Source organism: Actinomadura sp. WMMA1423, from assembly GCF_006547145.1.
Lineage (GTDB): Bacteria > Actinomycetota > Actinomycetes > Streptosporangiales > Streptosporangiaceae > Spirillospora.
In genome coordinates this window covers 5,641,772-5,668,304 of the sequence record NZ_CP041244.1, presented here as the reverse complement: position 1 = coordinate 5,668,304, position 26,533 = coordinate 5,641,772, and the positions used below count along the sequence as shown (strand labels likewise).

Sequence of the window (26,533 nt, the reverse complement as noted above, 5' to 3'; positions counted from 1 at the left end):
GCTACGGAACTGCCGCGGGTCTGTCCGTAGCGGTGGCTACGCTGACGGCGTGCGATTCGGGGTGCTGGGCCCGCTCGCGGTGTGGACGGACGCCGGAGCGCTCGTGCGCGTACCGGAGGTGAAGGTCCGCACGCTGCTGGCCGTCCTGCTCGCCGAGCCCGGGCGTCCCGTCCCCGTCGACCGGCTGATCGACGCGCTGTGGGGCGACCGGCCGCCCCGCAACCCCGTCGGCACCCTCCAGGCCCGGGTCTCGCAGCTCCGGAGGGCGCTGGAGGAGGGCGAGCCCGGCGGCCGGGGCCTCGTCGCCGCCCGCCCGCCCGGCTACGTGCTCGACGCCGGTCCGGAGGCGGTCGACGCCGGACGGTTCGCGGCGGCGCTCCGCCGCGAGACCGCCGACCCCCTCGCCCGCAAGCGGCTCCTCGGCGACGCCCTCGCGCTGTGGCGCGGCCCGGCCTTCGCCGACTTCGCCGACGCCGGGTTCGCCCGCACCGCGATCATCGAGCTGGAGGAGGCGCGGCTCGCGGCCCTGGAGCGGCACGCGCAGGCCCGGCTCGACCTCGGCGAGCACGCGGCGGTGGCGGCCGAGCTCGCCGCGCCCGCGGCCCGCCATCCGCTGCGCGAGCGGCTCCACGCCCTGCACCTGCGCGCCCTCCACCTGGCCGGCCGGCAGGGCGAGGCGCTCGCGGGCTACCACGAGCTGCGCGAGCGCCTCGCCGAGGAGCTGGGCGCCGACCCGAGCCCCGAGCTGGCGGCGCTGCACCTGTCGATGCTCGCGGGCGGCTCCGCCCCGCCGCCGCGTCCGGCCCCCCGGCTGCCCGCCGCGCTCGACGAGCTGATCGGGCGTGAGGGCGCGGTCGAGCGGGGCCGGGCGCTGCTCGCCGAGCACCGGCTGGTGACCCTGACCGGGCCGGGAGGCGTCGGCAAGACGCGGCTGGCCGTGGAGATCGCCGCCCGGTCGGCCGCCGACCACCCGGACGGGGTGTGGATGGTCGACCTGGCCACCGGCGACGACGTGGCCGGGCAGGTCGCCCGGGCGCTGGGGCTGCGCGAGGAGTCCGCCGGGCGGCCGCTCGCCGACGCGCTGCGCGGGCGGCGGGCGCTGCTCGTCCTGGACGACTGCGAGCGCGTGCTCGAACCGGTCGCCGAGCTGGCCGGGCGGCTGCTCGCCGACGCGCCCGGCCTGCGCGTCCTCGCGACCTCGCGCGAACCGCTCGGGATCGCCGGGGAGCGGCTCCAGGTCGTCCCGCCGCTCGGCCTGCCCGGCCCCGACGCCTCCCCGGAGGCGCTGCGGGAGGCGGGCTCGGTCCGGCTGTTCGTCGCGCGGGCCGCCGCCGCGTCCCCCGGCTTCGCGCTCGACGGCCGAACCGCGCCGTGGGTCGCGGCGATCTGCCGGCGCCTGGACGGGCTGCCGCTCGCGCTGGAACTGGCGGCGACCCGCGTCCGTGCCCTCGGGGTGCGGGAGCTGGCGGCGCGGCTGGACGACCGCTTCCGCGTGCTGGCGGACGGGCGGCGCGGCGGCCCGGCCCGGCAGCGGACGCTCCGCGCGGTGATCGACTGGAGCTGGGACCTGCTCGGCGAGCCCGAGCGGGTCGCGCTGCGGCGCCTCGCCGTCCACGCGGGAGGCTGCACGCCGGCCGCGGCGGAGGCGGTCTGCGGCACCGGCGTCGAGGTGCTCGCCCGGCTGGTCGACCGCTCCCTCGCCGTCCGGACCGAGGAGGGCCGGTACCGGCTGCTGGAGTCGGTCGCCGCCTACGCCCTGGAGCGCCTGCGGGAGGCGGGCGAGGAGGACGAGTTCCGCCACCGCCACGCCCTCTACTACACCGGCTTGGCCGAGCAGGCGGCCGAGCGGCTGCGCGGGCCCGAGCAGGGCCACTGGCTGAACCGGCTCGACGAGGAGGCGGCGAACCTCGGCGCGGCGCTGGGCGGCGGCGCAGGCCTCCGGCCGGCGAACGCGCTCGCCTGGTACTGGTACCTGCGAGGGCGCTTCGAGGAGGCCCGCCGCGCGCTCACCGCGGCCCTGTCCGCCCAGCCGGAGGCGTCGCCCGCCAGGACCGAGGCCGCGACGTGGCTGACCGCCTTCACCATGCTGGTCGGCGAGGGCGCCGATTCGGAGGAGCTCCGACGGGCCGCCTTGGCCGAGCACCACGATCCGCTGGCGAAGGCCAAGGCCGAGTGGCTCCTGAGCCGCGTCCACTGGGCGTACGGGGATCTGGCCGAGAACGAGCGGCGCGTCGACCGCGCCCTGGCGGTGTTCCAGGAGCGAGGCGACCGCTGGTTCACGGCCGCCGCGCTGGCGACACGCGCCAAGCTCGCGGTCGGGCACGGCGACCTCGACTCCATGGAGCGCGACGCGGTGCGCAGCGCCGCGCTGTTCGCCGAGCTCGGCGACCCGTGGGGGCGGCTGGAGGCGTCCGACGCCCTCGTCCGGCACGCCGAGATCACCGGGCGGTACGCCGAGGCCGAGCGGATCCTGCGCGAGGGGCTCCGGCCGGCCGAGGAGCTGCGGATGTGGCCGGAGGCCTCGTTCCGGCTGTCGGGCCTCGGCCGCATCGCGCTCCTCACCGGCGGCCTCGACGAGGCCCGCGACCTGCACGAGCGGGCGCTCGACCTGGCGCGGCGGCACATGGCGCGGTCGGCCGAGGAGTTCGCCGAGGTCGGGCTCGCGCTCGTGGCCCGCGCCCGCGGCGACCTCGCCGCCGCCGAGGCCCACCTGCGCGCCCGGCTCGGTTGGCTGCGCGGCATCGGAGGGACGGCGGGCATCGCGTTCGTCCAGGCCCAGCTCGGCTTCGTCGCCGAGGAGCGCGGCGACGCCGAGGCCGCGCTGGCCCTGCACACCGACGGGCTCGCCGCCGCGCGCGCCGTCGGAGACCCGCGCGGGATCGCCCTCGCGCTGGAGGGGCTGGCCGGGGCGCGGTCCCTGGCGGGCGAGCACGCGGCGGCGGCGGAGCTGCTCGCCGAGGCGGGCTCGCTCCGCGAGGCGGCCGGGGCGGCGCTGCCGCCCGCCGAGCGCCGCGACGTCGAGCGGATCGCCGGAAGAATCGGCGGGGCGGCCGGCGTTGTCGCCGTCAACGGCGAGAGGAAGACATGAGCGAGGACCTCGGATACGGGTGGCAGAGCGAGCTTCTCGACCTGCCCGCCTACCTGAAGCGCGTCGGCCACGACGGCGACCTGGCCCCAACCGGCGCGACACTGCGCGCCCTGCACCGCGAGCACGTCACGTCCATACCGTTCGAGAACCTGGAGATCATGCTCGGACGGCCGATCGACCTGTCGCTGGACGCCGTCCAGGCGAAGCTCGTCGGACGGCCGCGCGGCGGCTACTGCTACGAGCACAACCGGCTGTTCGCCGCCGTCCTGGAGAAGCTCGGGTACGAGGTCACGGCGCTGGCAGGGCGGGTGACGCTGGGGGCGGAGAAGGTCCTGCCCGCCACGCACGCCCTCCTGCACGTCCGCCCGCCGGACGCGTCGCGCGACGAGCCGGCGTGGCTGTGCGACGTGGGGTTCGGCGCCGGCCCGCTGGAGCCGCTGCGCCTCGTGGACGGCGAGGAGGCCGACCAGGACGGCTGGGGCTTCCGGCTCCGGCAGGGCCGCACCGTCACCGCCTGGACGCCGAACACGACGGGCTGGGAGATGCACCAGCGCGGCCCGGAAGGCTGGATCCAGCGGCACACGTTCGTGCTGAGCGAGGCCTTCCGCATCGACTTCGAGGTGGGCAGCTACTACGTCTCGACCAGCCCGCGCTCGCCGTTCACGACCCGTCCCTTCGCGCAGAGGTTCTCAGCCGACGCCCTCCACGTGCTGGACGGGACGAAGCTGACCCTCACCCGCCCGGACGGAAACGTCGAAACCCGCACCCTCGCCCCCGAGGACCTCCCCCAAGCCCTGGCCGACGATTTCGGAATCGTCCTGGAAGACGAGGACCCCGAACGCCTCGTCGAGCTCGTGCGAGCCAGAGGCTAGCCATCAGTGCGGCCCAGAGCCGCTCGGCGGTCATCCGGCCTGCGGGAAGGCTCATCTTGTCCCGGGCCCGTCGGAGACAGGACCGGCCCCGCGAAACGCGGGGCCGGTCGATTACGTCCGGGCGCTCAGGAACGACTGAGCGCCGCGGCTGAAGCGGTCACACGACGCGCTCGTCCTCGTACACCTGGCACTGGCGGCCGTCGGCGTTCTTGTTGATGCAGGTCCGCCGGGAGTACTCGTGGTCGCCGACCATCCTGATCTGCGTCACGGGGTCCCAGGTGTGCTCTCCGCCAGGGGGGGCAGTGAAGCCGCACTTGGACTTGGGCTTGGACATGGCGATGCCTCCTTGGGTTTTGTTTGTGCTTCTTGCCGTCGACCGTCGGTGTTCGAGGCTGCACGTCATCGTGTTCATGATCACTATGATCCGGAGCGAGCGGTCACGGACCGGGAGCGCCCGGGGCGAAACGATCGATTTGATCGTTGAAGCGGCGCCCGGCGATCAGATCCCTCACCAGCCCGAACCCGTCGCCAGCCAGACGGAGCTTGAACTACCCCAGGTCCAGGTGGGCGAGTTCGGTTCTCGCGGTGATGCCGAGCTTGGGGTAGGCCTTGTAGAGGTGGTAGCCGACGGTGCGGGGGCTGAGGAACAGCTGCGCGCCGATCTCCCGGTTGCTGAGGCCCGTCGCGGCCAGCCGGGCGACCTGGAGTTCCTGCGGGGTCAGCCGGGCGGCGAGGTCGTCGCGGGCGGGGCCGCCGCGTCCGGCGGCGAGGCTCTCCCCCGCCGCGCGCAGTTCGGTTCGGGCGCGCTCCGCCCACGGCGCGGCGCCGAGCCGCTCGAACGCCTCCAGCGCGGAGTGCAGCCGGGCCCGGGCGTCGTTCCTGCGCCGCGACCTGCGGAGCCACTCCCCGTACAGCAGCTCGGTGCGCGCCTGCTCGAACGGCGTCCCGCCCTCGCGGTGCAGGGCGAGGGCACGCGAGTACGCCGGGTCCGGGTCGTCAGGGTCGAGAAGGGCGGTACAGCGCGCCGCTATGGCCTGCACCCACGGCTGCTGGGTCTGCGCTGCCCATTCGCCGTACCAGGCGGCGGCGTCCCGCGCGCGCTCCGGGGCACCGGCTCTGACGGCCGCTTCGACCAGATCGGGCAGAGAGGCGATGACGCCTTGGCGGTTGGGCCCGGCGACGACGTCAGCGAGACGTTCCAGGGCGGCCTCGTACCGGCCGAGCCCGAGGTCGAGCAGGCTCCGCGCGGCGGCGGCGTGCACGCTGCTCGGCGGGACGCCGCGTGACAGCGCCTCCTCCGTCAGTTCCAGGCAGCGCCCCTCCTCGCCCCTGATCGCGGCGAGCTGCGCCAGGCTCGTGTCGAGGTAGACGCGGATGCGGTGCTGGCCGGTGTCGGCGGCGATCCGCGCGCCCTCCGTCGCGCCGGTCAGCGCGTCGCGGTGCCTGCCGAGGATCAGGTCCGTCCGGGACCGGAGCATCAGGACGGGCGCGAGCAGCCCGATCGCGCCCCGGTCGCGGAAGCGCCGCTCCAGCTCCGCCGCGACCTCGGCCGCACCCCGCACGTCGCCGATCATGAGGTGCCACATGCCCGCGCGGATCCGGTCGCGCGGCGCGTAGCACATGCTCATCGCGTCCATCAGCTCGCGCAACGCCGTCACGCCCTCCGCCGGGCCCGCGTCGGCGAGCGCGGTCGGGTTCTGTCCGGCGAACACCCGGCTCAGCGCCCGCAGGTGCGGCGTGTTCGGGACGCCGAGGCGCACGCCCTCGGCGGCGATGCCGTCCATCGCGGTGAAGTCCCCGGCGTTGGCCGCGGCCGCCGCGGCCTGAAAGAACAGGTAACCGGACGTACAGAGATCGAGCGGCGCGACCGACGCCGCCGTCTCGGCGAAGAGCCGGTAGGCGTCCCTGCCCCGGTCCTGCTCGTCGGCGAGGGACGCCCTGATCAGCGTCAGCTCCGCGCGGGCGAGCGGGTCCGGCAGGTCGGCCTCCGCGCGGGCGGCGAGCTCGACCGCGCGCTCGGGCAGCCCCGCGTCGGCGGACGCCCGCGCCGCCGCCGCCAGCCGCCGGCCGCGCTCGGCCCGGTCCGGGGTGAGGCCGGCGGCGGCCTCGTACATGGCCGCGACGGCCGCGTTGCCGCCCGCGTTCCGCTCGGTCTCGGCGGTCTTCTCCAGGACGGTCGCGACCCGCTCGTCGGGCTCGGTCACCGAGCGGGCCAGGTGCCAGGCGTGGTGGCACACATCGCCGCGGTCCAGGTACGCGTCCGCGAGCGCCCGGTGCGCCGCGAGGCGCTCGCCGAGCGTCGCCTCGCGGGCGGCGGCGGTGCGGATCAGCGGGTGCCGCACCTCCAGCCGTCCTTCGCGCGTGCTCCGCAGCAGGCCCGTGCGCTCGGCGGGCTCCAGGTGGTCGACGGGGGAACCGGCCGCCGCGCCGAACCGCTCGGCCGCCTTCACCACCACCCCCGCGTCGCCGAGGTCGTCCACCGCCACCAGCAGGACGAGTCGCCGCGCCGGCTCCGGCAGCGCGGCGATCCGCTCGGCGAACGACCGCAGGATCCGCTCGTACGCAGACCCGTGCCCGCCCTGCCCCGGCAGCTCCAGCAGCGCCAGCGGGTTGCCCATCGCCCCGGCGAGGATCTCCCGCCGGACGTGGCCGGGCAGGTCGGGGGCCCGTTCGGCCAGCAGCCCGGCCGCCGCGTTCTCGTCGAGGCCGCGCAGGCGCAGTTCCGGCAGCCCCTGGGCGTCGAACTCCGGCGCCGCGCATTCCGGCGCGACCGCGTCGCGAGCCGCGAAGACGACCGCGATGGGCTCGGCGTCCAGGCGGCGGGCGGCGAACAGCAGCGCCTCGGCGGACGAGCCGTCGAACCAGTGCGCGTCGTCGACCAGGCAGAGCAGCGGCCGCTCCTCGGCCAGGTCGGACAGCAGGGTCAGCACCGCGAGCCCCACGAGGAACCGGTCGCTCTCGGCGTCGGGGCCGCCCATGTTGAGCGCCGCTCGCAGGGCCTCGGCCTGGGCGTACGGCAGGCCGTCGATCCGGTGGAGGTGGCGGCCGAGCAGCATGTGCAGGCCCGCGTACGGCATGCCGCTCTCGCTCTCGATGCCCGTCCCGCGCAGGACGCGCATACCGTCCGCGGCGCCGGCGGCGTGGTCGAGGAGGGCGGACTTGCCGATCCCGGCCTCGCCGCGCAGCACGAGGGCCGCGCTGCGCCCGGCACGGGCCCGGCCAAGGAGCTCGTCGATCGCGGCCAGTTCCCCGTCCCGCCCGTACAGCATGCGTTCACCCTACTCAGCGCATCGCCCGCGGAGACCGGCCCCGCGACCCGCTCTCTGCCGCCCGGATGGTTGAAGCCCTCAGCTCGGGTATCGCCCGGAGTCGGAGCCCGACAGGAGTCGGGCGTTCACCGGAGGACACCGACAGGGGGTCGTGTCATGGCCGAGCAGGCCACCAAGGAGAACGTCGTCGATCTGCTGCTCGCGCAGCACCAGGAGATCCGCCAACTCGCCTCGACCGTGGAGAAGAACCACGGCAAGGTCCGCAAGGACGCCTTCGACCGGCTGCGCAGGCTCCTCGCCGTGCACGAGACCGCCGAGGAGGAGGTCGTCCACCCGTTCGCCCGGCGCGCCGCCGATGACGGCTCCCAGGTGGTGGAGGCGCGGCTGAGGGAGGAGAACGAGGCCAAGGGCGTCCTGTCCGAACTGGAGAAGATGGACCCCGAGTCGGCCGAGTTCGAGGAGACGTTCGCCCGGTTCCACAAGGACCTTGACGCGCACGCCTCGCACGAGGAGAAGGAAGAGTTCCCCCGCATCGCCCAGAAGGCGACGCCCGAGCAGATGCGCGGCATGGCCGCGGCCGTCAAGGCCGCCGAGGCCGTCGCCCCGACCCATCCCCACCAGGGGACGGAGTCGCCCACCAAGAACCTGGCGCTCGGGCCCGTGGCCGCCGTCGCCGACCGTGTCCGCGACGCCATCGGCAAGGCGCGCGGCTGACCGTCCAGGGGCGGCCCGGGCGGGCCGCCCCTTCCCGAGGAGGTGCCATGACCGACCGCAAGGACGACCAGGACAAGCCGCTCGCCGACCGGCGCGCCGAGGCCGGCGCGCCGCAGGAGGACGACGCCGACGTGGGGGCCGAGCACACGCCCGGCCCCACCGACCCGCCCATCGCCGAGGCCGAGACCCCGGGCGGCGAGGACGACGGCTACAGCCCGCAGACCGAGGTCCCCTGACCGCCGCCCGAAGCGCCGGTCATTCGCTGTCGTCCCGGTCGGCGCCGACCGTGACGCCGAGGACGTCCTCCAACTCGCTCGTGACGGCGGCGAACTCCGGGATCGAGCCCGTCCCCTCCAGCGTGAGCGTCACCACGGTGTTGCCGGGGCGGCGCCGGTCGGGTTCGCGCCGGTCCCGGCGCTCGTCGCGCCCGCGATCGGAGTCGTCCGGCAGGTAGTCCCGGTCGACGTTGACCTCGAGGATCACGAAGCCGCGCTGGGTGGCCTCCGTCAGGACCTGCCGCAGGACGCCCTGCCCGTCGCGGTAGACGATCCGCATCCGCGCGACCCCGGTCCGGCTGTACCGCTCCAGGGGCAGCCGCTTCGTGAGCCCGGTCAGCCCGTAGACGACGAGGAAGTGGATCGCGGTGACCGCCACCGCGAGGACCGGCAGCCCGCCGCCCGCCGCCATGCCCACGGCCGCCGTCACCCACACGACGGCGGCGGTCGTGAGTCCGCGCACCGCGTCCCGGCGGACGAAGATCAGTCCACCGCCGATGAAGCCGATGCCGGACACGATCTGCGCCGCGACCCGGGAGGGGTCCAGCGAGACGTTGCCCGGGACGTTCTCGAACCCGTACTTGCTGACCAGCATGAACAGGGCCGCGCCGACGCCGACGAGGGTGTGCGTGCGCAGTCCCGCGCTCTTGTTGCGCAGCCCCCGTTCCAGCCCGATCGCGGCCGACAGCACCATGGCGAGCAGCAGCTCGCCGATCTCCACCCAACCCTGCCCGGGGGACAACTCGAACACGCCCGTACCACCCCTCCCTCTTCCGTTGTCAATCCGCCGCACCCGGGCCCGAACGACACGGGGCCGGACAGCGCCGCTCACGCGGCACCACTCGCCCGGCAGCAGACGGGAGGCCGCCCCGGACACTCTCCGGGGCGGCCTCCGGCCTGCTGCCTAGGTCGGGTGCGGCGGCTTCTGGCCCGGCGGGGTGCCGCCGCCTTCGCCTCCGCCCCTGCCTCCCTTGTCGGTGCCGTGCGCGTGGCCCTTCGCCCTCGTCGGCTTCGGGTCGGTGGCCTCGGGCGCCGGCTCGTCGGTCACCGCGGTCTTCTCCGACCGCCGGATCTCGGGCTGCTGCGGGTTCGGCATGCTCTCGCCTCCTATGCGCTGGACGGCTGGGGACGCAGCGGGTCGTGGCCCACGCTCATGAGCGCGTGCCTCCACTCCTCGTCGCGTTCCGCGTTCGGAGGCCGGCTCTCTAGGCGGTCCTCCACGAAGTCCACGACCTCCTGCATCACCTCCCCGTCGCTTTCGGTCAGGTCGACCTTCCGCTTGCGCAGTACGTCCACCACGCGGGCGCCCAGCTCGGACACCCCGGGGCCGCGGCCGTCCGCCGGGAACGCCTCCTCGCCGGAGGCGTCCGTGAGCAACCAGGTGCGAAGTTCGTCGGAGGTCATGTTCACCAGCCGGTGGAAGTCCTCCCAGGCCAGCTCCACCTCGGGCGATACGCGGTTGTTCATAGGCAAAACTCCCTGTACGCGTTCACGCCCGCCGTACCCCGAAGACCGGTGCACCATTCGTGCCAGCTTGTGGTTACTTGACCCTGAACCGCCCTCGTTACAGCCGGGGCCGCGGGGGAACACGACGTCCATGGACCATTCGGAAGCCCCCGTTCTGGACGCCCTTGCCGCCTACCACCGCGAGGAGCAGCTTCCCTTCACCCCTCCCGGCCACAAGCAGGGCCGCGGCGCGGACCCGCGCGCCCGCCGGGTCCTCGGCGACGCGGTCTTCCGCTCCGACGTGCTCGCCATCTCCGGCCTAGACGACCGGGAGTCGGGCGACAAGGTGCTGGAGCGCGCCCAGGAGCTGATGGCGGACGCCGTCCGCGCCGAGCAGGCGTTCTTCTCGACCTGCGGCAGTTCCCTGTCGGTCAAGAGCGCGATGCTGTCGGTCGCGGGTCCGGGCGAGAAGCTCCTGGTCGGGAGGGACGCGCACAAGTCGGTCGTCTCCGGGCTGATCCTGTCCGGCGTCCGCCCCATCTGGGTCGAGCCGCAGTGGGACCCGGAACGCCGTCTCGCGCACCCGCCCGCGCCCGAGGCGTTCGCCGCGCGGTTCCGTGAGCACCCCGACGCGCGGGGCGCCCTGGTCACCAGCCCGACGCCCTACGGGACCTGCGCCGACCTCGCCGCGATCACCGCCGTCTGCCACGGGCAGGGCAAGCCCCTCATCGTGGACGAGGCGTGGGGAGCGCACCTGCCGTTCCACGACGACCTGCCCACCTGGGCCATGGACGCCGGTGCCGACGTGTGCGTGACGAGCGTCCACAAGATGGGCGCCGGGCTGGAGCAGGGATCGGTCTTCCACCAGCAGGGCGACCTCGTCGACCCGGCCGTCCTCAAGGCCCGGGAGGACCTGCTCGGCACGACCAGCCCGTCCGTGCTGATCTACGCGGGCCTGGACGCGTGGCGGCGGCAGATGGTGGAGCACGGGCACGCCCTGCTGAGGGACGCGCTGGACCTGGCGTCCGACGTCCGCGAACGGGTCGCGGCCATCGACGGCTTCGAGGTCCAGGGCCGGGAGGAGTTCACCGGCCCGAATCTCTCCCACGACCTCGACCCGCTGCCGCTCGTCATCGACATCACCGGCCTCGGCGTGACCGGCTACCGGGCCGCCGACTGGCTGCGCGAGCACCACCGCGTGAACCTGCACCTGGCCGACCACCGGCGGATCAGCGCGCAGCTCACGTTCGCCGACGACAAGGAGACGACCGACCGGCTGCTCGCCGCCCTGCACGACCTCCGCGCCCACATCGACGACCTGCGCGGGTCGTCGCCGACCGTCCGCGTGCCGCCGCCCGAGGAGCTCCGGCTCGAACTCGTCGCGCTGCCCCGGGACGCGTTCTTCGGCCCGGCCGAGCAGGTTCCCGCCTCCGAGGCCGCCGGCCGCGTCTGCGCGGAGATGCTGACCCCGTACCCGCCCGGCATCCCGGCCGTCCTGCCGGGCGAGCGGATCACCCCGCCGGTCCTGGACTACCTGCGCTCCGGCGTCGCCGCCGGAATGGTCATACCGGACGCGGCGGACGGCACGCTCGACAGCGTGCGGGTGTTCGTCGAGAAGTGACCCGAGCACCGCAGGGCCCTGCGGCGGGTGGAGCCGCCGCCTGCGGCGGGTGGAGCCGCCGCCTGCGGCGGGGCGGCGCTGTGGAAGACTCCTACCGGCGAAGACGGTGAGGTGAGGAGCGTCATGGAGCTGGTCCACTCGGGCAAGGTGAGGGACGTCTACGCGGACGGCGATGAGCTGATCCTCGTCGCGTCCGACCGGGTGAGCGTCTACGACGTCGTCCTGCCGACGCCGATCCCCGACAAGGGGAAGATCCTTACGCAGCTGTCGCTGTGGTGGTTCGAGCGGCTCGCCGACATCATCCCGAACCACGTCGTGTCGGCCACCGACGTGCCGCAGGAGTGGGCCGGGCGCGCCATCCGGTGCCGCCGCCTCACGATGCTCCCCGTCGAGTGGATCGCGCGCGGCCACCTCGCCGGGCTCGGCCTCAAGGAGTACCAGAAGTCGGGCACGGTCTCGGGCGTCCCGCTGCCGGACGGCCTGGTCGAGGCGTCCCGGCTGCCCGAGCCGATCTTCACCCCGACCACCAAGGCCACCGAGGGCCACGACGAGTTCATCACCTACGACGACGTGGTCCGCAAGATCGGCGACGACACCGCCGCCCGGCTCAAGGACGTCACGCTGGAGATCTACGAGCGCGGCGCCGCCCTCGCCGCGGAGCGGGGCATCATCATCGCCGACACCAAGCTGGAGTTCGGCCGCGCCGCCGACGGGACCCTCGTCCTCGGCGACGAGGTGCTCACGCCCGACTCCTCCCGCTTCTGGCCGGCCGACCAGTGGGTGCCCGGCCGCCCGCAGCACTCCCTCGACAAGCAGTTCGTGCGCGACTGGAGCAGCACGCTCGACTGGGACCGCACCCCGCCCGGCCCCGTCGTCCCCGACGAGGTCGTGGAGGCCACCCGCGCCCGCTACGTCGAGGTCTACGAACGCCTGACCGGCACCGCCTGGAGCTCCTGACCGCGCGGCGGACGTGCCCGGGGCCCGGCGGGCGTCCCGCCGGACCCCGGAGCCGGACCGTCAGCGGCCCTGGAGGCCGCGGACGTTGTCGCCGAACGTCCAGCCCTTCGACCCGTCCCAGTTGAGGGACCAGGTCATCAGGCCCTTCAACTGGCCGTTGAAGTGGTTCCACGCCTGGCCGACCAGGCTCGGCGACATGTGGCCGCCGCCCGCGCCCGGCTGCGCGGGAAGGCCCGGGGCCTGCTTGTCGTAGGGGACCTTGATGGTGGTGCCCTGGACGGTCAGGCCGTTGTTCAGGCACTCGGTCTGCCTGACGAAGCCCTCGACCGTCCCGGCGGAGTAGGAGTCGCCCGAGCACCCGTACATGCTGCCGTTGTAGTACTGCATGTTCAGCCACCACAGCCGGCCGTTGTCCGCGTACTTCTTGACGATCGGCAGGTAGGCGCCCCAGATGGAGCCGTAGGTGACGCTGCCGCCGGTCACGTACGCGGTCTCGGGTGCCATCGTGAGCCCGAAGTTGGACGGCATCTGGGCGAGCACGCCGTCGATGATGCGGATCAGATTCGCCTGCGACGCCGACAGCCGGGCGATGTTCCCGCTGCCCGACAGGCCCGTCTCGATGTCGATGTCGATCCCGTCGAAGTTGTACCTCTTCAGGATCGGCACGATCGTCTGGACGAAGCGGTCCGCCACGCTGCTGGAGCTGAGGTCGATGCCCGCCGTCGCCCCGCCGATCGACATCAGGATGGTGGCGCCCGCCGCCTTCGCCGCGCACATCTGGGCGGGGGTGGCGACCTTGACCGTCGAGTCCATACCGTCCTCCCACAGGACGGTGCCGTCCGAGCGGATGACGGGGAACGCCGCGTTGATCACGTTGTAGCCGTGCCGCCCGATCAGCGGGTCGTCGATCGGCGTCCAGCCGAACGGCGGGTGGACGCCGTTGGACGCGCCGTCCCAGTTCTCCCAGTACCCCTGGAGGATCTTGCCGGCGGGCTTCGACTTCACCGCGCAGGTGCCGTCCCCGCCCGGCGGCGGGGTCGTCGGCGGATCGGTGGTCGGAGGCGTGGTGGGCGGCGTGGTCGGTGTGTCGCAGGGGCCGAGGTCGCGCCACAGCGTGGGTGTGGACGCGGGGTTCCAGCCCGCACCCGGGTAGGCGGTGTGGGCGACGAGGGCCTCGTAGCCGCGACCGGTGTAGGCGACCTTGTCGCCGACCTTGTAGGGCGTGCCCTCCGCCCAGGCCGGATACGTGCAGGCGATCGCGGCCGCGGGCTGGGCCGACGACGGCGCGGACACGGCGACCAGCGTGCCGAACGACAGGACGGCCGCGGCGGCGACCGAGGCCAGTGCGGCGCCGGCGGCGGACCGTCTTTGCCTGGATCGCCTGGGATCGAGGTACGCGTGCTTGAACTTCACGGGGGACGACTCCTCAGCAGAGCGGGACACAGAGGAGCCGGTGCAAGAGCCGAACAAGCCCCGTGGGGACGGGACTCTCCCAGAGCAAGGCACATACGACCGGCGTGGACGCCAGTTAGAGACTAACCGCCCCATCCGACCCCGTGAAGGCCCCTCAGAGGCCGCCGGCGCGCCGACGCACGCCCACCGCGGTCAGTACGGGGGAAGGATGCCGCGCCGCAGCGCCGCGGTGACCGCCGCCGTGCGGTCCGAGACGCCCAGCTTCTCGAACGCCCGCAGCAGGTGCGTCTTCACCGTCGCCTCGCTGATGAGCAGCTCCCGGCCGATCTCCGCGTTCGTCCGGCCCGCGCCGACCAGGCGCAGCACCTCGATCTCGCGCGGGCTCAGGCCGCCCGGCGAACGCATCCGGGACACCAGCCGTGCGGCGACCGCCGGGGCGAGCGCCGTCTCCCCGCGCGCCGCCGCGCGGATCCCCTCGGCCAGTTCCCTGCGCCCGGCGTCCTTCAGCAGGTACCCGGTGGCGCCGGCCTCCACCGCCCGCAGGATGTCCGCGTCGTTCTCGCAGGTGGTGAGCACCACCACCCGGCAGGCCGGGTGGCGGGCCAGCAGGTCCCGCGTCGCCTGCACCCCGTCGCCGTCCGGCATCCGCAGATCCATCAGCACCACGTCCGGCTCGCACGCCCGGGCCGCGACGACCGCCTCCGCCGCCGACCCGGCCTCGCCCGCCACCTCGATGCCGTCCTCCGCGCCGAGGATGCCGCGCAGGCCCTCCCTCACCACCGGGTGGTCGTCCACGAGCAGTACCCGGATCATGCCGGCGCCTCCACGGTGAGCACGGTGCCGGAGCCCGGCGCGCTGCGGATGGTCAGGCGGCCGCCCGCCTGCGCGACCCGCTCGCGCATTCCGGCCAGGCCGAAGCCCGTCAAGGCGGTCAGGTCGAACCCGGCGCCGTCGTCCGAGACCTCCAACCGGACCCCGTCCGGCAGGTACCGCAGGCACAGCGCCGCCCGCGCCGCGCCCGCATGCCGCCGCACGTTCGCGAGCGCCTCCTGGGCGCACCGCAGCACGACCACCTCCGTACCGGCGGGCAGCCGCCGCGGCTCCCCGGCCAGCTCCCACGAGGTCGCCGCGCCGGTCTCCTCACCGAGCCGATCGACCAGCCGGCGCAGCGCGTCCGGCAGCGACGAGCCGGCCAGTGCCGCCGGCGGCTGCGCGCAGACCAGGGCGCGCGCCTCGGCCAGGTTCTCCCGGGCGGCGCGCGCCGCCCGCTCCCGGTGCGCCCTGGCCTGCTCCGGCGGCGCCGCGTCGGCCGCGTCCAGCAGCATGAGGATGCTGGTGAAACCCTGCGCCAGCGTGTCGTGGATCTCCATGGCCAGCCGCTGCCGCTCGGCGAGCATCCCCGCCCGCCGCTGCGACTCGGCCAGCTCCTCGCGGGTCGCGGCGAGCTGCGCGAGCAGGTCGGCGCGCTCCCGGCTCTGCTCGATGATCCGCTGGATCCACCAGGCGAACCACGCCCCGAACACCACGCCGAGCACCACGACGCCGGCCGTCACGACGCCGCCGGGGCCGGGCGCACCGACCGCCTCGACCAGCGGCACCGCGTTGAACGCCGCCAGCGCGAGCACGCCCCAGCCGACCGGCAGCAGCATGAAGGACTGCGGGACCAGCGCGAACAGCACCATCGAACTGGCCAGCACGGTCAGCTGCGCGGTCATCAGCAGGGCCAGCACCCCGAACAGGTAGCAGACGGTCCGGGCCGGCACAGGGCTGCCCCGGCGAGCCCCGCGCCCGACCAGGAGGTACCACGGGACGAGCGCGCACAGCGCGGCGATCGACACGGCGCGGCCGGTGCCGGCACCCGTGATCCACACGGCGGCGACCGACCCGGCCAGCGCGAGCCCGTAGTACGCGTCACGCATCAGCACCCCCCGCGTCCAGGCATGCTGGTCCGGCACGTGGGACAGGGTCTCCGACACACCGACAAGCATGCCGCACGGTCAACCCGCGCGGAGCTCCCGGTACGCGGCGGCCAGCGCGTGCGCCGCCCCCCGTCCCTCGACCTCGATCTTCTCCCCCTCGGCCAGCACGATCGCGACCTGCTGCCAGCTCCGCCCCGGGGTCACCGTGATGTCGGTGACGCGGTCCAGCGAGACCTGACCGACGTGCTCGCCGACCCGGTTCAGCATCGGGTCCGCGCGCCAGACGTGCAGCGCGTCCTCCGTGATGCCGAGGATCATCGCCCCGTCGAGCGGCACGTCGGTGCGCGCGGTCAGCCGGTGCGCGGCGGCCCGCGCCGCCGGGCGGGCGATGAGGTAGTTGCCCAGGGGCGACAGCATCCGCGCCGGGCCGAGGACGGTGTCGACCCGGGCGTACACGGCGGCGAGGAGGGGCCGGTCGGTCTCGGCGGACAGGGCGGGGACCAGTTCGTCGTCCTTGAGATGTCTCATGCCGAAAGCATCACTGCCGGCGCGGCCGTCCGGTGTCGACCGGACGTCGACTCCCGTGTCCACCGATCGACGGACGCCGAGCCCGCGACGCCGCCCGGGGCCGCTTGGGCCCTCGTTCAGAAGGCGGCGAGGTCGTCCGACGGGACGATCTCGACGCCCAGTGGGGCGAGGGAGATCGGGATCAGCTTGAAGTTGGCGATGCCGAACGGGATCCCGATGATCGTGAGGCAGAGCAGGACGCCGGTGACGAGGTGCCCGAGGGCCAGCCACCATCCCGCGAAGATGACCCAGATGACGTTCCCCACGAAAGACCCGACGCCCGCGTCCCGCCTGGGGACGGTCGTCCGGCCGAACGGCCAGAGCACGTAGGCCGCGATGCGGAACGAGGCGATGCCGAACGGGATGGTGATGATGAGGATGAAGCAGATGATTCCGGCGAACACGTAGCCCATCGCCATCCAGAAGCCCGCCAGGACCAGCCAGAGGATGTTCAGCAGCGTGCGCACGAGAACCCCCCGATAGTAGGCAAAACAGTTATTTCTCCCCGGGCCCGCCCTCAAACCGGGGGCGGAGAGCCCCGGCGCGGAGATTGCAGCGGCCTGCCCGCGCTTGACCTTGCCACAGTGACAAGGCCTTCACTGGAGCCGAGGAGGTGGTCCCGATGGCCATGCCGCGACAGGGCACGGAGACGGACATCGTGCGGGCTTCCCGCGGGCTCGAGGACGGCCGCTCGTCGGTGCGGCTGCGCGCGGCGATGGCGGTCGGAACGTCCCCCGACCAGCGGTTCGTCGACAGGCTCATCGAACGCTGCGCGGTCGAGCCCGACTTCCACGTGCGCGACATGCTCACGTGGGCGCTCACCCGCCACCCGGCGTCGTCGACCGTTCCGAGGCTCGTCGAGGAGCTCCGCTCGGATCGTCCGCAGGCCCGGAGCCAGGCGCTGCACACGCTGTCCAAGATCGGGGACCGGAGCGCATGGCCCGCGATCACACGGGCGCTCCTGTCCGACGCGGACGACGAGGTGGCGCGGGCGGCCTGGCGGACCGCGGTCGCCCTCGTGCCCGAAGGGGAAGAACCCGGATTGGCCGCCGTTCTGGCGACGCAGCTCGGGCGCGGCGGACGCGAGGTGCAGCTGAGCCTCAGCCGAGCGCTGATCGCGCTCGGCGAGGTGATCACGCCGATGCTGCGCGCCGCGAAGAGGGATCCGGACCGCCGTGTACGCGCGCACGCGATCGCCACGGAGCGGCTGCTGCGCGACCCGGAGGCGGGATTCGAGTTCGCGATCGAGGAGGCGAAGCGCGTCGTGGCCCTCGGCACGACCGCCCAGGAGGGGTGACAGGCATTGTTGATCGGCGAGGTGGCCCGCCGCTCCGGGGTCAGCGCCCGCATGCTCAGGCACTACGAGTCGCTCGGCCTGGTGCGGCCCACGGGCCGTACCGGCGCCGGCTACCGGGAGTACTCCAGCGAGGACATCCGGCGGATCTTCCACATCGAGAGCCTGCGGTCACTGGGGCTGTCGCTGCGCGAGGTCGGGCGCGCGCTCGACGATCCCGGCTTCGCGCCCTCGGACCTCGTGGACGACCTCGTCCGCCGGACGCGGGAGCGCATCACGAGCGAGACGGAGCTGCTCACGCGCCTCCACCGGATCGACGCCGCGGAGCCCGCCGACTGGGAGGACGTCCTCCAGACCGTCGCCCTCCTCCAGGCGTTGAGGTCGGAGAGCGCCGGGAAGCGGCAGCACGCGGCCCTGTCCTCGGCCGAGGAGATGCCGGTGCCGGTGGAGGCGCTGGTCGAGGCGGCGCTGAGCGAGACGGACCCCAACGTCGCCGGGGCCCTCCGATGGGCCCTGGCGCAAGCGGGCGATACCTCGTTGACACCTCTGGCGGAGGGCCTCGACTCAGCGGACGCCGAGGTGCGCAAACGCGCCGTCCAGTCGATCGCCGAGATCCCGAGCGAGAGGGCGACCGCCGTCCTGAGCGACGCGCTCACGAGCCCTGACCTCGTGGTCCGCCGATACGCGGCTCTGGCACTCGGCCCCCGGGGCGTCGAGGACGCCGTCCCCACGCTGATCGACATGATCGCCGACGAGGCCAACGACGTCGACGCCGCCGACGCCCTCGCCGCACTGGCCGGCCGCCCCGCCCTGGCGGACCAGATCGCCACCGCCCTCATAACCCGCCTCGCCCGCGCCGCCGCAGATCCCCCCGCACGACGACGCCTGACACAAGCACTCGCGGACATCCCGGGAACGAAGGCGTCCCACGCCCTGGCGGAACTGTCACAGGACGAAGACCAGTCCGTCGCACTGACCGCGAGCTACATCCTCAAACTACGCACCGGCCAATGACCTCCCGTCCCGGTCGAGCCAGCCCGAACGCCCCTCGCCGGGCATGAGCGAGAGGCGTTCTCCACCGCGTTCAGTGGCAGTGCTCGGCCGTCCCGACGACGGCCCAGAGGACGATGACGCCTCCCGCGAGCCACTGGCTGTAGGTGGGCCAGCACGCCGTCTCGATCGCCAGCAACGCGCGCTTCGCCCGGTCCCGGCTGACCACCCACTCCGGGACGCGCGGATCCGGTCGTCGCGGGCTACCGGGAGCTGCTGGCCTCCAAGCCCGGACACAATGCCAGCACGTGAAGGTTCTCGCGAGGCGCCGACGGGAACGTCACCGAGGGCGATGGGCCCGGATGTCGACAGCGCGTCCATCGGGATCGCGAGCCGTCATCGTCCATTGCGTAGGCAGCGTCTCGACCTGTCCGACAGGGTGCCCGGCTTCCAGAATCCGTTCGCGAAGCCGGCGCAGCTGGGCGTAAGTACCCACGCGCAGGCCCCAGCCCGCCCGGTTCAGGGGATCGAGATCGAGGGCGGGGAGGGCGGCCGTTTCTACGATCATCAGATGGTCGGCCCCGCCGACATCGAGGACTGCGATCCGGGGATCGGCGGCGGTCGCGGCGCGCTCGAACGCGAGCGTCGCCCCGAGCAACTCCGTGTAGTACGCCACGAGCTGGTCGAGTCCGGTCGTGGACAGTGTCACATGGTTGATTCCGAGCAGATCGGTCATGATCGTCCGAGCGTAATCCGGCCACGCCGCGATCTCGCGCCTGGAATCCAGGGGCGGCAGCCGCGAAACGGCCAGTAGCCGCCGCTTCACCGCCCCGATGAGGTCGTGAGCCCCCGCAGTTTCCGGACGGCGGAGCGCCTGGCGACCGCCGGCCCGTTGATCTAGTGTCATGCCGGTCCAGCGGGCCTTGGCGCCTCGAACCGCGTGACGTTAGGAGTCGATGCCGGGATGACGGCAGGGCGACCGGTGCCCACCCAGGACGACGTGCTCGGGTACTTCGACACGCTGTCGAACTGGGGGCGGTGGGGCGACGACGACGAGCTCGGCACGCTGAACCACATCACGGACCACGTCCGCCTCGCGGCGGCGCGGGCCGTGCGCCACGGCAGGAGCGTGTCGTGCGCATGGGAGGTCGCCGTACCGGGGGACATGGAGCGGTCGACGACGGCGTGCCCGTGCGCCGCCGACATGCCGGGTGCCGAGAACATGCCGGGCGCCTTCCACAACGATCGGCGCTGGGGCTTCTCGTCCGATCGACTCGGCATCACGTTCCACGGCAACACCCTCACCCACGTCGACTCGCCGTGCCACATTTTCTGGGACGGCGCGATGTACAACGGGCGGCCGCACTCCCTGGTGGACGCCGCGACGGGATCGGCATGGGCGGCCGTCACGGCGGCGGCGAACGGGATCATCACGCGCGGCGTCCTGCTGGACATCGCGAGGGTCCGCGACGTGCCGTGGCTGGAACCGGGGCAGGGCGTGTTCCCCGAGGATCTCGAGGAGGCCGAGCGCCGCCAGGGCGTGCGGGTGCGACCCGGTGACGCGGTGCTCCTGCGGACCGGCTACGGCCGCGTCCGGCACGAGTCCGGTGAGGCCGGCGGTTTCACACAGGCCGGCTGGCACGCGTCCTGCCTGCCGTGGTTGCACGAACGGGAGGTCGCGCTGATCGGAGCCGACACCCCTCAGGACGTCCAGCCGTCGGGGTACGAAGACGTGTTGATGCCGGTCCACGCCGTGAGCCTCGTCGCGATGGGGCTGTGGCTGCTCGACAACTGCGACCTGGAGGCGTGCGCGGCGACGGCCGCCGAGCTCGGCCAGTGGGACTTCCACCTCGCGGTCGCGCCGGTCCGCTTCGCCGGTACGTCCGGCAGCCCCGTCAACCCGATCGCCACGTTCTGACCGCGGACCTCGCGCCCTGCCGGAACCGCGGGTCACGGCCTCGGGCTGTTCTCCAGCCAGCCGGGGAGGGGTTCGCGGGATTCGAGCCAGGCCGGTGGGATGCCGTCGATCCCGGTGCCGGCGGCGATGATGCCGCCGACGATCGCGGCGGTGGTGTCCATGTCGCCGCCTGCCGTGACGCAGGCCCGGACGCCCGCCGGATAGTCGTCCAGGTGACGGGTGGCCGCCCAGAGCGCGAACGGGACGGTGTCCTGGGCGGTGATGCGTGATCCGTTGCCGAGGGCTTGCGCCGCTTGTTCGGGCGTTGCCCTCTTGAGGCCGCGGGCGCGTTCGAGGCCGCGCCTGACGTAGGTTCCGGGGACGTGGTCGAGTGCCGCCTCGATCAGGTTCCCGGCGGTCCCGTTGGCGGCGAGGGACGCGGCGACGGCGACGGCCATGGCGCCTGCGACTCCTTCGACGTGGGCGTGGGTGATCTCGGCTTGGAGGGCGGCCTCCGCGGCGGCGCGTGCCGGGTCGCCCATGCAGAACGCGCCCAGAGGAGCGACGCGCATGGCGGCGCCGTTGCCGTAGGAGCCGTTGCCGCCGAAGGACTCGGCCGTGGCGGCCCGCCACGGGTGGCCGTCCCGGATGCGTTCGAGGAGTTCCAGGGCCCCGGCGCCGTATCGGCGGCCGGTGTCCATGCGCGTGGCGAAGGAGGCGGCGAGAGCGTCCTGGTCGATGCGTCCGTGACGGCGCAGGCAGGCGACGACCGAGCAGGCCATCTCGGTGTCGTCGCTCCACTCCCACGGCGGCGACGGAAGGTCCGCGGCGGTGAGGTGCCGGTTGGCACGCAGGAAGAACTGGTCACCGAACGCGTCACCGACCGACAAGCCCGCCAGGGAGACGTGCATGGACGCGGCCGCGCGTTCGGGAGCCGGCGCCGGGCCGCGTTGGTCGTGGTTCATGGCGAGGGTCCCGAATGTCGTGGAAGCGCGGCGGATGCCGCTTCGCGGCAGCCTATGCCGGGATCACGATCTTCAACGCGGAACGCTGGACAGTTAATTAGCTAATCGCCATAATGCTTGGGTGCTGGACGTGGAGCTGATCAAGGCGCTGGCCAACGACAGGCGCCTGCTGATCCTGGAGTGGCTGCGTGACCCCGAGCGGCACTTCGCGCCGCAGCGCGACGGCGACCTGGTCCGCGACGGGGTCTGCTCGCTGTTCATCGCCCAGAAGCTGGGCGTGAGCCAGCCGACGTGCGGCGAGCATCTGCGGGTGCTGTCGCGGGCCGGGCTGGTGCGCGGCAAGAAGATCAAGCAGTGGGTGTTCTACCAGCGCGACGAGGACCGGATCGCGCGGGCCAAGGAGTTGCTGAGCGGTGAGTGGTGAGCTCGACGGGACCGTCACGGCGTCCCAGGACCTCGATCTTCACGAACGCCTCGTCCGGGACCTGGACGCCGCCGGGGCGCGGTACCGGCTGATCGACCACGCGCCCGAAGGGCGGACCGAGGTGGTCAGCGAGCTTCGCGGGCACGACGTCGCCCATGCCGCCAAGTGCCTGATCGTCATGGTCAAGCTCGGCAAGAAGCGGACCCGGTACGTGCTGGCGGTGGTGCCCGGCGACGCCCGCCTGGATCTTCAGGCGCTGAAGGCTCTGCTGGAGGGCACCTACGTCGCCTTCGCGGGACGGGAGAAGGCCGAGCGGCTTGCCGGCAGCGTCAGCGGCACCGTGCTGCCCTTCAGCTACCACCCCGACCTGGAGGTCATCGCCGACCCGGCGCTGCTGGAGAGTCCGGAGCTCTACTTCAACGCCGCCCGGCTGGACCGTTCGATCGCCCTGGCCACCGCCGACTACCGGCGCCTCGCCTCCCCCCGGATCGCCCCTATCACCCTCGCGCCCTGACCCGCCCGTCCGACCGATCACTCGCCGGGCGCGGACGGCGGGAACCGTTCCGGCTCCGGGCCGGTCCGATCACGGTGATCACGGAAGGGGCTCCCATGGAGAAAGATGCCGGAGAGGCCGAGTTCCAGGAGGCGAACTCGCTCCAGAAGCAGGGCCGGACGCGCGAGGCCGAACCGCGGTTCAGGGCCGCCGCCGAGGCGGGGCACACCGGCGCCATGCTCAAGCTCGGCGTGCTGGTCGTGGGCCGGGACGAGGCCGAGGCCGAGCGGTGGTGGCGCGCGGCGGCCGAAGCGGGCGAGAGGGTCGCGCAGCTCAACCTCGGCATCCTCTGCTCGGAGCAGGGACGGGACGAGGAGGCCGAAGGCTGGTACCGCAAGGCGGCCGAGGCCGGGGAGGTCGGCGCCCGGCACAATCTCGGGCTCCTGCTCATCGGACGCCGTGACGTGGAGGCGGCCGCCGAGCAGTTCCGCATCGCGGCCGACGCCGGGCACGCCGACTCGATCACCAACCTCGGTCTGGCGCTCGGCGAGATGGGCCGGGCGGAGGAGTCGGAGGAATGGCTCCGGCGCGCCGCCGGGGAGGGCGACGGCCGAGCGCTCAGCGCCCTCGCCAACCACCTCTACTCCCAGGGCCGGCGCGAGGAGGCCGACGCGTGGTGGGAGAGGGGGGCCGCCGCAGGCGACCCGGACTCCCTGTTCAACCTAGGCGTCCGCTGCGAGCACAAGAACGACATGGAAGGAGCGGAGGAGTACTTCCGCAAGGCCGGTCGAGCCGGGCATCCGCGCGGCGCGGCAAGGGCTAAGGCCCTGGCCAGCGGGATTCGCGAGAACGGCGCCCCCTACATGCCCGGCCTGTTCTGACCGGGCCTCAACGCTCCGACTGGGAGTCACGGCCCCGGCGCGGGCGGCCGCCGGGGCCGCGCCTCACTCAGCGGTCGGTCGCCCGGCCGGCCAGGTCGGCGCCGTCGTGGCCCGGCAGTAGCCGCGGGAGATGTCGAGAACGTGGCGCGGGCTCCGTCCCAGGGTCACCAGCGGCCGCGCACCGGCCGCGCGATCAGAAGCTCAACAACCTCACCAAGTTCGCCTCGGCCGACCGTCCGGCCGCGCCCGCCTCTAGGGGAGGGCGGTGAGCTTCTGGTGGAGGAGCGCGCGTTCCCGCTCGTTGGCGGCGAGCTTGATCGCGCGTTCCAGTTCGGTGCGGGCTTCTTCGGGACGGCCCAGGCGGGTCAGGAGTTCGCCTCGGACGCTCGGAAGGAGATGGGAGTTCGCGAGGGCGCCCGAGGCCGCGAGGCCGTCCACGATGGGAAGGGCGGCGGCCGGGCCGCCGGCCATGGAGACCGCCACCGCCCTGTTGAGATCGACCACCGGGGAGGGCGCCAGGCGGCTCAGGGCCTCGTAGAGCAGGACGATGCGGTCCCAGTTGGTCTCGGCCACCGAGGGGGCCAGGGCGTGGCATTCGGCGATCGCCGCCTGGAGACCGTAGGGGCCGAGGCCGCGGCCCGCCTGCTCCGCGCGGGTGAGGGCGGCGCGTCCTCGCTCGATCGCGGCGCCGTCCCATCGGGTGCGGTCCTGGTGCTCCAGGAGTACCGGCTCGCCGTCCGGTGCGGTGCGGGCGGGGAAGCGCGCCGCGGTCAGCTCCAGCAGGGCCAGCAGGCCGTGGACCTCCGGCTCGTCCGGCATCAGCCGGGCCAGGACCCGGGCCAGCCGCCGCGCCTCGCCCGCCACGTCGAACCTGATCAGCTCCCCGCCGGAGCTGGCCGTGGAGCCCTCGGTGAAGATCAGGTAGACGACGTTGAGGACGGAGGGGAGGCGCCTCGCCCGGTCCTCGGCCGTCGGCGCCTCGAACGGCACCCGGGCCGCACCGAGGGTCTTCTTCGCGCGGGTGATCCGGGCCTGCACGGTGGCGGTCGGGACGAGGAACGCCCGTGCGATCTCGTCGCTGGTCAGGCCGCCGACCACCCGCAGCGTCAGCGCGATCCGCGCCTCCCGCGCCAGGACGGGGTGGCAGGAGACGAACATGAGCGCGAGCACGTCGTCGTCGATCCGGTCGGGGTCCCAAAGCACGTCGTCGGCCTCCTCGGGAGGGCTTCCCGCGGCGACGCCGCCCTCCCCCAGCTCGTGGGCGAGGGCGGCGTACTTCTCGTCGAGGGCGGAGCGGCGGCGGAACGCGTCGATCGCGCGCCGCCTGCCGACGGTGAGCAGCCACCCCGAGGGGTTGCGGGGGACGCCGTCGCGCGGCCACGTCACGAGCGCCTCGGCCAGCGCCTCCTGGGCGAGGTCCTCGGCCAGGGCGAAGTCGCCGGTGTAGCGGGCGAGGCCGCCGACGATCCGCGCGGACTCGACCCGCCAGACCGCGGCGACGGCCTCGCGGCCGGTGGGGTCGCCCGTCACAGCTGGCCCGTCGCCTCGCGCCACGCCCGCTCCTTCTTGATCCACTCGTTGTCCTGCGGGAACTCGTCGATGGTGGGGACCCGGCGGATCTCGGTCTTGAAGCCGGCCCCGGCCGGTGCGCGCTTGGCCCACTCGACGGCCTCCTCCTTCGAGGCCACGTCGAGGATGTAGAACCCGCCGAACAGCTCCTTCGTCTCGCCGTAGGGGCCGTCGGTGACCGCGGGCGGCTCGGTGGAGTGGTCGACCACCACGCTCTCGGACGGGTCGTCGAGCCCCTCCGCGGCGAGCAGCACGCCGGCCTGGATCAGCTCCTGGTTGAACCGGCCCACGGTCTCGATCATCTCGGCGTGGTCCGTCTCCGCCATGCCCGCGTACGCCTCGTCGGTCGCCCGCATGATCAGCATGTACTTCATTTCCGTGTCTCCCTGTTCCTCCGGACCCCTCCCTCGGGACCCTCTCATCCCTAGGTCGAACGGAGGACGGCCGTAATCGACACGCCCCCAGCATTTTTTCCCGGAGACTCCGACGAGAACGTTCCGCCTGGTCGAACCGCGGACCACGGACCGGTGTGCGCCCTCGCCGGGACGGCGACGCCGCCCCGGGTCAGCGGTTCGGTTCCCGAGCCGGGCGACCGGCAGGCGTCCTTCCCGGCCCCCGCGCCGTGACGATCAAGGCCGCGGCCGTCATCGCGGTCAGGATGCCCCAGGCCGAGGAGAAGCCGCCGGTCATGTCCTTGAGGAGGCCGAGCCCCGGCGGCACCAGGACGATGGCGATCTGGTTGGCGGCCATGGCCAGGCCGAGGACCGATCCCGTCCTGTCCGGCGGGGCCGATTCGGTCACGTAGGCGACCCACGGGCCGTACCAGCCGAGCCCGAAGAAGCCGAGCCAGACGAAGACGGCGCACGCCGCCGCGGGCGAACGGCCGAGCGGCGTCATCAGCACGGACATTCCGGCGATCACCGCGACCATGCAGGCCATGACGGCGACGTAGCGTCCGCGTCCGCTGCGGTCGCTCCAGGCCGCCAGGCAGATGCGGCCGGCTACGCCCGCTCCCTGCGACGCCACCAGGACGAGCGCCGCCGCGCCCGCCTCCACGGACGTCCTCTCGTGGAGGTACAGCACGGTCAGGATGCCCACCCCGCACTGGACGGAGATCAGGCTCGTCCCGGACAGCACGATCGTCACGAGGGACGTTTCGCGGTGCGTCCGCTTCCGGAGGCCCGGCCGCGGATCGACCGGGTCCGGCGGCCGGGCGGGCGGCCGGCGGTAGAGGCCCATGAACCCGCCCGCGCCGAGCAGCGCGACGAGTCCGCCGGTCAGGAGCGCCGCGCGCCAGCCGAACGCCCCGGCGACGAGGGGCAGGACGGCCGAGGCGAGCGCGCCGCCCAGGGGCAGGCCCGCTTGGCGGACGCCCATCGCGAACCCCCGCTGGGACGCGTCGAACCAGGACGCCACCGACTTGCTCCCGCCGGGTTGCACGGTGCTGTACCCGGCGCCGACGACCAGCAGGACCAGGAGCAGGGACGCGTAGCCCGGCACCGCGCTCCCCGCGCACAGAGCCGCACCGACCAGGCAGGCCCCGAGCCCGACGACCCAGCGCTCGTCATGGCGGTCCAGCAGCCTCCCGGCCACCACGAGGCCGGCCATGGGCAGCAGCTGCGCCGCCGAGATGAGCAGCCCCAGCTGGGCCGTGCTCAGGTGCAGGTCGCGCTGGAGGTGGAGGCCCATCGCCCCGATCCCCTGCACGAAGAACGCGGAAGCGGCTTGCGTGAACGTCGCGATGCCGAGGATGGTCCACCGGTACCGCCAGGCACCGGACGCCCGCGCGGCGACGCCGTTCGCGGATGAGGCGACCGCCTGCTGCACCACGGGGGGTCGTCTGTCCTGATCCATGGGGACCAGGGTGATGTAATGCCTT

At 73.6% G+C, this 26,533-nt stretch carries 28 protein-coding genes; 12 read left to right on the top strand and 16 right to left on the bottom strand.

Annotated elements, in window-relative coordinates; translation table 11 throughout:
• The first annotated feature begins 49 nt into the window (after positions 1-49).
• Positions 50-3,088, top strand: a complete 3,039-nt coding sequence (locus FKD65_RS26310) for a BTAD domain-containing putative transcriptional regulator (protein ID WP_141580009.1) — start codon at positions 50-52, stop codon at positions 3,086-3,088.
• Positions 3,085-3,960 (top strand): arylamine N-acetyltransferase, encoded by an 876-nt coding sequence (locus tag FKD65_RS26305; protein WP_141580008.1) that lies wholly within the window; start codon positions 3,085-3,087, stop codon positions 3,958-3,960. The genes FKD65_RS26310 and FKD65_RS26305 overlap by 4 nt, the downstream gene beginning before the upstream one ends.
• A 157-nt stretch (positions 3,961-4,117) precedes the next feature.
• Here FKD65_RS26305 and FKD65_RS44430 read toward each other — a convergent pair whose 3' ends face one another.
• Both FKD65_RS44430 and FKD65_RS26300 read right to left on the bottom strand, forming a co-directional pair.
• Positions 4,118-4,294: a hypothetical protein gene (locus FKD65_RS44430; RefSeq protein WP_168221199.1), complete on the bottom strand. Its 177-nt coding sequence runs from the start codon at positions 4,292-4,294 to the stop codon at positions 4,118-4,120.
• Between the two features lie 214 nt (positions 4,295-4,508).
• Positions 4,509-7,229, bottom strand: coding sequence for a helix-turn-helix transcriptional regulator (locus tag FKD65_RS26300; RefSeq protein WP_141580007.1), 2,721 nt, complete (start codon positions 7,227-7,229; stop codon positions 4,509-4,511).
• A 156-nt stretch (positions 7,230-7,385) separates the two neighbouring features.
• Between FKD65_RS26300 and FKD65_RS26295 the strand changes: the two genes are divergently transcribed.
• Both FKD65_RS26295 and FKD65_RS26290 read left to right on the top strand, forming a co-directional pair.
• A complete protein-coding gene (locus FKD65_RS26295; RefSeq protein WP_141580006.1) occupies positions 7,386-7,943 on the top strand; it encodes a hemerythrin domain-containing protein in 558 nt (185 codons plus the stop codon).
• A 47-nt stretch (positions 7,944-7,990) separates the two neighbouring features.
• Positions 7,991-8,179: a hypothetical protein gene (locus FKD65_RS26290; RefSeq protein WP_141580005.1), complete on the top strand. Its 189-nt coding sequence runs from the start codon at positions 7,991-7,993 to the stop codon at positions 8,177-8,179.
• Between the two features lie 19 nt (positions 8,180-8,198).
• On the opposite strand, the gene FKD65_RS26285 is transcribed toward FKD65_RS26290, so the two are convergent.
• From FKD65_RS26285 to FKD65_RS26275, 3 genes are all read right to left on the bottom strand, one after another.
• Positions 8,199-8,969 carry an MgtC/SapB family protein gene (locus FKD65_RS26285; RefSeq protein WP_240809613.1) on the bottom strand — a complete coding sequence of 257 codons (771 nt, stop codon included), beginning with the start codon at positions 8,967-8,969 and terminating at the stop codon, positions 8,199-8,201.
• Positions 8,970-9,122: 153 nt separating this feature from the next.
• Entirely contained in the window at positions 9,123-9,314 is a 192-nt protein-coding gene (locus FKD65_RS26280) for a hypothetical protein (protein WP_141580004.1), read from the bottom strand.
• 11 nt (positions 9,315-9,325) lie between these two features.
• Entirely contained in the window at positions 9,326-9,685 is a 360-nt protein-coding gene (locus FKD65_RS26275; RefSeq protein WP_141580003.1) for a DUF3140 domain-containing protein, read from the bottom strand.
• A 130-nt stretch (positions 9,686-9,815) separates the two neighbouring features.
• Here FKD65_RS26275 and FKD65_RS46330 point away from each other — a divergent pair, with 130 nt between their 5' ends.
• On the top strand, positions 9,816-11,285 hold the full coding sequence (locus FKD65_RS46330; RefSeq protein ID WP_141580002.1) for an aminotransferase class I/II-fold pyridoxal phosphate-dependent enzyme: 1,470 nt from the start codon (positions 9,816-9,818) through the stop codon (positions 11,283-11,285).
• Between the two features lie 123 nt (positions 11,286-11,408).
• Positions 11,409-12,242, top strand: coding sequence for a phosphoribosylaminoimidazolesuccinocarboxamide synthase (locus FKD65_RS26265; RefSeq protein ID WP_141580001.1), 834 nt, complete (start codon positions 11,409-11,411; stop codon positions 12,240-12,242).
• 60 nt (positions 12,243-12,302) lie between these two features.
• Here the strand turns inward: FKD65_RS26265 and FKD65_RS26260 are convergent, their stop codons facing one another.
• The 5 genes from FKD65_RS26260 to FKD65_RS26240 all read right to left on the bottom strand — a co-directional run bounded on the left by FKD65_RS26260 (position 12,303) and on the right by FKD65_RS26240 (position 16,608).
• Positions 12,303-13,655 (bottom strand): glycosyl hydrolase family 18 protein, encoded by a 1,353-nt coding sequence (locus FKD65_RS26260; protein WP_240809612.1) that lies wholly within the window; start codon positions 13,653-13,655, stop codon positions 12,303-12,305.
• Positions 13,656-13,847: 192 nt separating this feature from the next.
• Complete coding sequence (locus tag FKD65_RS26255; protein ID WP_141580000.1) at positions 13,848-14,468, bottom strand: response regulator transcription factor; 621 nt, start codon at positions 14,466-14,468, stop codon at positions 13,848-13,850.
• Positions 14,465-15,631: a sensor histidine kinase gene (locus tag FKD65_RS26250; protein ID WP_168221198.1), complete on the bottom strand. Its 1,167-nt coding sequence runs from the start codon at positions 15,629-15,631 to the stop codon at positions 14,465-14,467. The genes FKD65_RS26255 and FKD65_RS26250 overlap by 4 nt, the downstream gene beginning before the upstream one ends.
• Positions 15,632-15,652: 21 nt before the next feature.
• The gene (locus FKD65_RS26245; RefSeq protein WP_141579998.1) at positions 15,653-16,102 is read right to left on the bottom strand and encodes a hypothetical protein; all 450 of its coding nucleotides are present in this window, start codon (positions 16,100-16,102) and stop codon (positions 15,653-15,655) included.
• A gap of 116 nt (positions 16,103-16,218) precedes the next feature.
• A complete protein-coding gene (locus tag FKD65_RS26240) occupies positions 16,219-16,608 on the bottom strand; it encodes a YccF domain-containing protein (protein WP_141579997.1) in 390 nt (129 codons plus the stop codon).
• A 161-nt stretch (positions 16,609-16,769) separates the two neighbouring features.
• Between FKD65_RS26240 and FKD65_RS26235 the strand changes: the two genes are divergently transcribed.
• Together FKD65_RS26235 and FKD65_RS26230 are read left to right on the top strand one after the other, a co-directional pair.
• Positions 16,770-17,438, top strand: coding sequence for a HEAT repeat domain-containing protein (locus FKD65_RS26235; RefSeq protein WP_205718905.1), 669 nt, complete (start codon positions 16,770-16,772; stop codon positions 17,436-17,438).
• 6 nt (positions 17,439-17,444) lie between these two features.
• The gene (locus FKD65_RS26230) at positions 17,445-18,449 is read left to right on the top strand and encodes a HEAT repeat domain-containing protein (protein WP_141579995.1); all 1,005 of its coding nucleotides are present in this window, start codon (positions 17,445-17,447) and stop codon (positions 18,447-18,449) included.
• Positions 18,450-18,519: 70 nt separating this feature from the next.
• Here FKD65_RS26230 and FKD65_RS46325 read toward each other — a convergent pair whose 3' ends face one another.
• Positions 18,520-18,654, bottom strand: coding sequence for a hypothetical protein (locus FKD65_RS46325; RefSeq protein WP_302931551.1), 135 nt, complete (start codon positions 18,652-18,654; stop codon positions 18,520-18,522).
• Positions 18,655-18,765: 111 nt separating this feature from the next.
• Entirely contained in the window at positions 18,766-19,161 is a 396-nt protein-coding gene (locus FKD65_RS26225) for a VOC family protein (RefSeq protein ID WP_141579994.1), read from the bottom strand.
• 228 nt (positions 19,162-19,389) lie between these two features.
• Here FKD65_RS26225 and FKD65_RS26220 point away from each other — a divergent pair, with 228 nt between their 5' ends.
• Complete coding sequence (locus tag FKD65_RS26220) at positions 19,390-20,343, top strand: cyclase family protein (RefSeq protein WP_240809611.1); 954 nt, start codon at positions 19,390-19,392, stop codon at positions 20,341-20,343.
• A gap of 32 nt (positions 20,344-20,375) precedes the next feature.
• Here the strand turns inward: FKD65_RS26220 and FKD65_RS26215 are convergent, their stop codons facing one another.
• On the bottom strand, positions 20,376-21,287 hold the full coding sequence (locus tag FKD65_RS26215) for an ADP-ribosylglycohydrolase family protein (RefSeq protein ID WP_240809610.1): 912 nt from the start codon (positions 21,285-21,287) through the stop codon (positions 20,376-20,378).
• 121 nt (positions 21,288-21,408) lie between these two features.
• On the opposite strand from FKD65_RS26215, the gene FKD65_RS26210 reads away from it, so the two are divergent.
• The 3 genes from FKD65_RS26210 to FKD65_RS26200 all read left to right on the top strand — a co-directional run bounded on the left by FKD65_RS26210 (position 21,409) and on the right by FKD65_RS26200 (position 23,085).
• Positions 21,409-21,711 carry a helix-turn-helix transcriptional regulator gene (locus FKD65_RS26210; RefSeq protein WP_168221197.1) on the top strand — a complete coding sequence of 101 codons (303 nt, stop codon included), beginning with the start codon at positions 21,409-21,411 and terminating at the stop codon, positions 21,709-21,711.
• Positions 21,701-22,225, top strand: coding sequence for a YbaK/EbsC family protein (locus tag FKD65_RS26205; protein ID WP_141579993.1), 525 nt, complete (start codon positions 21,701-21,703; stop codon positions 22,223-22,225). The genes FKD65_RS26210 and FKD65_RS26205 overlap by 11 nt, the downstream gene beginning before the upstream one ends.
• Positions 22,226-22,320: 95 nt before the next feature.
• Positions 22,321-23,085, top strand: coding sequence for a tetratricopeptide repeat protein (locus FKD65_RS26200; protein ID WP_141579992.1), 765 nt, complete (start codon positions 22,321-22,323; stop codon positions 23,083-23,085).
• A 252-nt stretch (positions 23,086-23,337) separates the two neighbouring features.
• On the opposite strand, the gene FKD65_RS26195 is transcribed toward FKD65_RS26200, so the two are convergent.
• From FKD65_RS26195 to FKD65_RS26185, 3 genes are all read right to left on the bottom strand, one after another.
• Positions 23,338-24,639, bottom strand: coding sequence for an RNA polymerase sigma factor (locus FKD65_RS26195; RefSeq protein WP_168221196.1), 1,302 nt, complete (start codon positions 24,637-24,639; stop codon positions 23,338-23,340).
• Entirely contained in the window at positions 24,612-25,028 is a 417-nt protein-coding gene (locus FKD65_RS26190; protein WP_141579991.1) for a YciI family protein, read from the bottom strand. Before FKD65_RS26190 ends, FKD65_RS26195 begins: the two co-directional genes overlap by 28 nt.
• A 190-nt stretch (positions 25,029-25,218) precedes the next feature.
• Positions 25,219-26,508, bottom strand: a complete 1,290-nt coding sequence (locus FKD65_RS26185; RefSeq protein ID WP_141579990.1) for an MFS transporter — start codon at positions 26,506-26,508, stop codon at positions 25,219-25,221.
• Between the last annotated feature and the right edge of the window lie 25 nt (positions 26,509-26,533).